This is a genomic window from Devosia sp., from assembly GCF_028290645.1.
Taxonomy (GTDB): domain Bacteria; phylum Pseudomonadota; class Alphaproteobacteria; order Rhizobiales; family Devosiaceae; genus Devosia_A.
In genome coordinates this window covers 1-6954 of sequence record NZ_JAQGJL010000390.1, presented here as the reverse complement: position 1 = coordinate 6954, position 6954 = coordinate 1, and the positions used below count along the sequence as shown (strand labels likewise).

At 66.9% G+C, this 6954-nt stretch carries 7 protein-coding genes; 1 reads left to right on the top strand and 6 read right to left on the bottom strand.

Annotated elements, in window-relative coordinates; translation table 11 throughout:
* The 5 genes from pip to JWQ89_RS20680 all read right to left on the bottom strand — a co-directional run.
* A partial coding sequence (gene pip / locus JWQ89_RS20700; protein WP_299644233.1) for a prolyl aminopeptidase occupies nucleotides 1-726 on the bottom strand: 726 nt, incomplete at its 3' end.
* 30 nt (nucleotides 727-756) lie between these two features.
* A complete protein-coding gene (locus tag JWQ89_RS20695; protein WP_299644231.1) occupies nucleotides 757-1140 on the bottom strand; it encodes a VOC family protein in 384 nt (127 codons plus the stop codon).
* 160 nt (nucleotides 1141-1300) lie between these two features.
* Complete coding sequence (cysS, locus tag JWQ89_RS20690) at nucleotides 1301-2698, bottom strand: cysteine--tRNA ligase (protein WP_299644230.1); 1398 nt, start codon at nucleotides 2696-2698, stop codon at nucleotides 1301-1303.
* A gap of 212 nt (nucleotides 2699-2910) precedes the next feature.
* Nucleotides 2911-3387 carry a hypothetical protein gene (locus JWQ89_RS20685; protein WP_299644229.1) on the bottom strand — a complete coding sequence of 159 codons (477 nt, stop codon included), beginning with the start codon at nucleotides 3385-3387 and terminating at the stop codon, nucleotides 2911-2913.
* A 135-nt stretch (nucleotides 3388-3522) separates the two neighbouring features.
* On the bottom strand, nucleotides 3523-4005 hold the full coding sequence (locus JWQ89_RS20680) for a cytochrome c (RefSeq protein ID WP_299644227.1): 483 nt from the start codon (nucleotides 4003-4005) through the stop codon (nucleotides 3523-3525).
* A gap of 292 nt (nucleotides 4006-4297) precedes the next feature.
* Here JWQ89_RS20680 and JWQ89_RS20675 point away from each other — a divergent pair, with 292 nt between their 5' ends.
* Nucleotides 4298-5482, top strand: a complete 1185-nt coding sequence (locus tag JWQ89_RS20675) for a DUF2865 domain-containing protein (protein WP_299644224.1) — start codon at nucleotides 4298-4300, stop codon at nucleotides 5480-5482.
* Here the strand turns inward: JWQ89_RS20675 and gltX are convergent.
* A complete protein-coding gene (gene gltX, locus JWQ89_RS20670; protein ID WP_299644223.1) occupies nucleotides 5427-6752 on the bottom strand; it encodes a glutamate--tRNA ligase in 1326 nt (441 codons plus the stop codon). The genes JWQ89_RS20675 and gltX overlap by 56 nt on opposite strands.
* Between the last annotated feature and the right edge of the window lie 202 nt (nucleotides 6753-6954).

Genomic DNA, 6954 nt, shown 5'->3' with positions numbered 1-6954 from the left:
CCAGCCGGCATGGACGAAATAGTGGTTCTCGATGCGGGCGAAGGCGAGCGCGAACTCGTCGCCGTAGAACGTGTCGCTGACCTGCGGGTCGGGCAGCAGCGTGATCGTCTCGCCCTCCCAGCGGGCCCATTCGCGCGCCGCGCCGAGCCGGATGTCGCGATCGGCGCTGGTGAGGCGCCGGCGATAGGCGCCGATCATGTCATGCCGCTCTTCGGGCGGGATCGGCGCTACGAAGCGCTCCCATTTGTCGGGGAAGAGCAGCGAGGCGCCATGTTGGTAGTACCAGAGCAGTTCCCACCGGCGCAGCGTGAAGATGCCGCGCAGCACCAGTTCGCTCACCCGGTCCGGGTGCTTTTCGGCATAGGCGAGGGCCAGCGAGGAGCCCCAGGAGCCGCCGAACACCAGCCATTGCTCGACGCCGGCCATTTCACGCAGTCGCTCGATATCGGCGACGAGGTCCCAGGTAGTGTTGTGCTCGAGTTCGGCGAAGGGCCGCGACTTGCCGCAGCCGCGCTGGTCGAACAGCAGCACGTTGTAGCGCGAGGGATCGAACACCCGGCGCTGGTTGGGGCTCAGCCCGCCGCCCGGGCCGCCATGGAGGAACACGGCAGGCTTGGCGCCGGGCGTGCCGACGCGTTCCCAATAGATCTCGTGGCCGTCGCCGACATCGAGGTGGCCGGAGGCGTAGGGTTCGATCTCGGGATAGTAGCTGCGCAGCGCACTCACGCGGGGAAACCTCGTCCGGTGCCGGTAGTCTCACTCGGGAGCATGGCAGACCGCCTCAATATTGTGGCCATCCGGATCGTAGACAAAGGCGGCGTAGTAGGTGGCGTGATAGTGCGGACGGAGGCCCGGCGGGCCGTTGTCCCTGCCGCCCGCCGCCATGGCCGCGGCGTAGAACGCATCGACCTCGGCGCGGGAGTTGGCCCGGAGCGCGATATGCACCCGCCCCCCGGTCAGCTTGCCGCCATCGCCGATCCACAGGAACGGCATCTCGGTACCGAGGCCGGCGACATTGCCGTCGTCGCCCTCGAACTTCATGTGGGTCTTGATGCCGAGTGGGGCCAGCGCGGCTTCGTAGAAGGCGAGCGAGGTGGGGTAGTCGGCGGTGGAGATGGCGACGTGATCAAGGGCGCTCATGGTGTTGGTCCTTTGCTGAACTGCCCCTCTCCCGCCTCGCTGCGCGAGGCACCCTCTCCCTCAAGGGGAGAGGGGAGGCGGGGGCGCGATCGTGCCGCATCGCCCCTCTCCCCTTGAGGGAGAGGGTGCCCGAAGGGCGGGTGACGGGAAGTTTCGCCGGTCATTTTATCTCCCATTTCGTCTGCCGCTGGCCTGCTTCATCCTTGTAGTCCATCAGCTGGACACCTTGTGTCAGCAATTGCGCGCGGATGGTGTCGGCTTTGGCGAAATCCCTGGTGTTGAGGGCGGCCAGGCGGGCGGCGACGGCTTCAGCGACTCCGGCGGGGGCGTCGGTGTCGGATTGCAGCAGGCCGTTCGTGGTGAAGCCGAGGAATTCAAGCGTTGCGGCGAGGCAATTGGCGGCGGTCTCGGTGCCGCGGTTGGCCTTCCTTGCCACCACATCCAGCGCCACAGCCGCGCGGTGGAAGTTGAGGTCGTCGGTGAGTTCGGCGATCACCGAGGGCTCGGGCGGCGTGCCCGGTTTCGGTTTCGCGGCGCGTTGCCAGTCGCGGAGTTTCTGCTCGGCCTCTTCGAGACGCTTCACCGAGAAGTCGATGGGCTCACGATAGTGGGTCATCAGCATGGCGAGCCGCAGCACCTCGCCGGGCCATTTGCGGCCGCCGAATTTTTCGGCCTCGAGCAGCTCATGCATGGTGATGAAGTTGCCGAGGCTCTTCGACATCTTCTGGCCCTCGACCTGCAGGAAGCCGTTGTGGAGCCAATAGCTGGCCATCACCGGCGTGCCGTGGGCGCAGCGGGACTGGGCGATTTCGTTCTCGTGGTGCGGGAAGATCAGGTCGAGGCCGCCGGCGTGGATGTCGAAGACCTGGCCGAGATAGCGCTCGCTCATGGCCGAGCATTCGATGTGCCAGCCGGGGCGGCCCCTGCCCCACGGGCTGTCCCAGCCGGGCTCGTCCGCACTCGACTGCTTCCAGAGCACGAAATCGGCCGGGTTCTTCTTGTGCGCGTCGACCTCGACGCGGGCGCCGGCGAGGTTGTCCTCGAGGTTGCGGCCGCTGAGCTTGCCGTAGTCCGGCATCGAGCCGACGTCGAACAGCACTTCGCCCGCCGCCTCATAGGCGTGGCGGCTGCCGAGCAGCGAGGTGATCAGCGACTGCATCCCGGGGATATTGTCGGTGGCGCGCGGCTGGAAATCGGGCTCGAGCGTGCCGAGCGCGGCGACGTCCTTGAAGTACTGCGCGGCGGTGGTTTCGGTGACCTTGCGGATCGCCTCGTTGAGCGGCAGGCCGGGATGGTCGCGCACCGCCCTGGCGTTGATCTTGTCATCGACGTCGGTGATGTTGCGCACATAGGTGACGTGCTCCGCGCCGTAGAGATGGCGCAGCAGCCGGTACAACAGGTCGAAGACGATCACCGGGCGGGCGTTGCCGATATGGGCGTAGTCGTAGACCGTCGGCCCGCACACATACATGCGGACATTGCCGGGATCGATGGGGACAAAGTTCTCCTTCGCCCGGGTCAGCGTGTTGTGCAGCCGCAGTGTCGTGGTCTCGCCCAAAGTCAAAATTCCTCGCGCACGATGAGACGCTCGCGGGCGGGTTCTTCGGGACTAGAGAATTCGGGATGAAGAAAACCGCGCCGCCAGCAATGCCTAGCGGATAATGGAGCAGCCGGAAATGCAGATCGCGGTGCTGGTTTTCATGCCGCGCAATCTGACTTCAGTCCGGGCAGAAAGCAAGGGGCGCCGGAGCGCCCCTGCCGATGAGGTTATTACTGTGTTGCCGGGGGCGTGGCGGGCGGCGCCGGCTCGGTCGGCGGCGGGCTGACTGGAGCCGGCTGAGCGGGAGCCGGTGCGGTGGCCGGAGGCGCAGCCTTCTCCATGGCCGCGACGACCTCGGGGCTGGCAAAGCAGGTGGTCAGCCCCTGGCGCGCCGTTTCAGCGACCTTGTCGTAGCTGCCATGCGCCGTGTGGACCGCGTCGGTGCCTTCGCCGCGCAGGTCCGCCGCGAGGACGTCGACATCCGTCTGCGGCAGGTCCTTGAAAGAGGTCGCGAGGCAACCGCAGAGCGGGCTGAGGATCGAGGCGGTATCGACCCCGTCCGGGACCTGGCCGAGCAGGAACGGCGCCGCGGCGAGGCAGGATTCGTTGAACTTGGTGAAATCCGCCGGAGTCTGCGCCAAGGCGGCAGGGGCGGCGGAAATGATCATCAGGCCGGCGAGCGCGGCGACAGCGATGCGGACTTGCACGGGTTACTCCTACGGGCGCGAGGCGCGCGACGGCGCACCTAACCATACAAACCATGCCTCGACTATCGGGCAGAAATGCAACGGGCGGCCCGTCTGGGGACCCCCCGCTGGTTTTATGAGGGAGAGACCTGAGGATCAGGACTGCTCCTTCTTCTTCCTGAAGGTCTCGTGGCACTGCCCGCAGAAGCCGCCGATGGTCTTGATCGAGGCGGCATAGGCATCGGCGTCGCCAGCTTCGGCGGCCGCCTTCATCTCGGTCGCCTTGGCGACGGCGTTGGCGAAGATCGCCTGGAAGTCAGCGTGCTTCTCCCAGATCACCGGCAGCGCGCCGGTCTCGCCGACAGCCGAGCCCTCGGGAAACAGCGCCGTCAGGTTGGAGAAGTTGGTGACGAGGTGGTCGGCCGCGGCGACGGCGTCGGCGCCGCTGAGAGCCCCGGCGCCCTTCAGGATGCCGCCGTCTTCCTTCATGATGGCCTGGCGCTTGAGGACCATCTCCTCGGGGGTCAGGGCGGCGAGTGCCGGGTCGGGCGTTTTGGTCACGTCCTGGGCGATGGCGAGGGTCGCGACAGCGGCCACAACGGCGGCCAGCGCAAACGCAATGAACTTGTTCGACGGCATCGATTTACTCCTGAAGATCCATATGAGGGTCCGGATGACGCTGGGAATTCGACAATAGGTACCGTTGGTTGGGAATATCCGGGCGCGACCCTCCCGTTCGACAACACCATCTGTCAGCGGTTAGTCCTCACGGAACCAAAGACCGTCTTCACGGCTTTGTTATCTGCAACGCCGCCGGGTGCAGCGGACGCGCTTACCGCGCTTCAAGGGTGATGCGGTTGTGCTAATACGCGGCCCGAATCCCTTGTCCTGTCTCGGTTTGGGCGCATTGGCCGACTAACGGGATGGCAACATGAACCGGTATGAAATGATGTCCAGCGTCCGGCCCAGCGCCGCCAAATTCCTGCTCCGGTTCGCCGTGCTGCTGCTCACGGCGTGGGTCGGGCTGCTGATCGACGTTTCCACTGCCTATGCGCAGGCCGACAGCTGCGCGCGGCTGCAGGCGACGCTACGCTCGCTCGACCGGAACGCCGACTTCCAGAATTCGGGCGGCGGCGAACTGAAGCGGCTGCAGCGCGAGGTGCAGCGCTCGGAAAGCGCCTATGTCCGGCAGGGCTGCAACGACGACGCCAAGGCCGGCCGTCGGCTTTCGGGCGAATGCCGGGCGCTGGCGCGCGAAGTGCTGCGCGGCCGCGAGGACGTGCAGCAGCTATCGCAGAGCGTCGATACCGGCGAAGCGGTGGCGCAGCAGCGTGAGGCGATCCTGCAGGAGATGGCGCGCTTCGATTGCGACGGCCGCTCGCGCGTCACCGTGGAGCGCGAGAGCCGGGGAAACCTGTTCGAGCGGCTGTTCGGGGGGTTCACGCAGGAGTTCGACGGCGAGGGCGGGGTTCGCGGCGATCAGTTCGACCCGTATGGCAACTATCACACGGTGCGGACGCTGTGTGTCAGGAAGACCGACGGGTTCTGGTGGCCGATCAGCTATTCGACGCTGGTCGACTACGTGTCCAACGACGCCGAGCAATGCCGGGCGCAATGCCCCGGGCTCGACGTGGACCTCTACTACTACGACAATCCGGGGCAGGAACCGGAGCAGATGATCAACGAGTTCGGCGAGCCCTACGCGAACCTGCCGACCGCGTTCAAGTTCCGCACCGAGTTCGACACCACCAGCAAATGCAGCTCGACGCAGGACCAGGGCTCGATCGCACTGGCGCAACTGGGAGACGGGAGTACGCGGGCGATGGTGACGTTCCGCGGGATGACCTTCCCGCTGCCGGTGCGCGACAGCCGCCGGATCGCCTCGAATGTGATCACCGCGCCGATCACCCAGGTGGCCGATGCCGGCGTCTATGTGAACGTGCCGCTGCCGCGCCCGCGTCCGGCTGCGCCGGGCGAGACGCCGAAACCGGTGGTGGTCGCCCAGCCAGTGACGGCTGCTCAGTCGGCGGGCCGGATCGTGCAGTTCGGCGACAAGCGGGTCAGGGTAGTCGGGCCAGACACGCCGTACGCCCCACAAGCGGCAGCAGGGACTTGAGTTCGGGCCCCTGCTCCCGGCCGGTGAGGGCAAGGCGGAGTGGGTGGAACAGCGCCCTGCCCTTGCGGCCGGTGGCGGCCTTGAGGGCATCGGTCCATTTCGACCAGGTGGTTTCATCCCACGGCTCGGGCGGCAGCAGTTCGCCGGCCTGAACGAGAAACTCGCGGTCTTCGTCGGCGATCACCGGGGTGACGGGTCCGGTGACCAGTGTCGCAAGACCGGCGATATCGCTGAACACAGAGAGATTGCCGCGGAGCGCCAGCCAGAGCGCTTCGGAGGCGAGGCCGAGGGGCTCGAGGCGCGGGCGGGCGGTCTCGTAGGGCATCTGGTGGAGGATACGGGAGTTGAGGCTCGATAGCTCCGCGGGATCGAAGCGGGCCGAACCGTGCGAGACGGCGCTGAGCGCGAAGACCTGCTGCAGCGCCGCGAGATCGGGATAGGGCTCGAGCGCGAGGCTGGTGCCGGTGAGGACGGCGACGATGGCGACGGCCATCGGCTCGTAGCCGGCTTCGCGCAGTTCGGCCAGTGACAGCGAGCCGAGGCGCTTCGAGAGCCCCTCGCCTTCGGCGCCGGTGAGGAGGTTGTGGTGGGCGAAGGCGGGCACGTTGCCGCCCAGCGCCTCGAAGATCTCGATCTGCGTGCCGGTATTGCTGACGTGATCTTCGCCGCGGATGACGTGGGTGATGCCGAGGTCAATGTCATCGACGACCGATGGCAGGGTGTAGAGATAGCTGCCATCGGCGCGGACCAGTACCGGGTCGGACATCGAGACGGTGTTGACGGTCTGGGGGCCCTTGATCAGGTCGTCGAAGGCGACGGGACGGCCATCGAGCCGGAAGCGCCAGTGAGGCCTTCGGCCCTCTGCCTCGTACTTGGCCCTCTGCTCCGGCGTCAGGTTCAGGGCGGCGCGATCGTAGATCGGCGGGCGGCCGAGAAGGCGGGCGCGGGCGCGCTTGGTGTCGAGTTCTTCCTCGGTCTCGTAGGCGGGATAGAGGCGGCCGGAGGCGATCAGGCGGTCGCGGGCGGCATCGTAGAGCGCGGTGCGGTCGGACTGGCGGACCTTGAGGTCGGGGGCGATGCCGAGCCAGGCGAGGTCGGTCTCGATGCCGCGGGCGAATTCCTCGGTCGAGCGGGCGGTATCGGTGTCATCGAGGCGCAGTATGTATGTACCGGCGTTGGCCTTGGCGAAGAGCCAGTTGAGGAGGGCTGGACGGGCGTTGCCGAGGTGGAGGCGGCCGGTGGGGGACGGGGCGTAGCGGACGGTGGTCATGGGGAGACCTCACAACCGACGGAGCGTGGGGCACCCCCGCCCTTGATCCCTCCCCACAAGGGGGAGGGAGACGACTGAGGCATCGGCGCACACAAATCCAAAGGCTTATGCGCCTCCCTCCCCCTTGTGGGGAGGGATTGAGGGTGGGGGTGCGGAGCCACGATGGCGAGGCTCATTCCAGCCCCTTGCTGTCCAGCCGCGC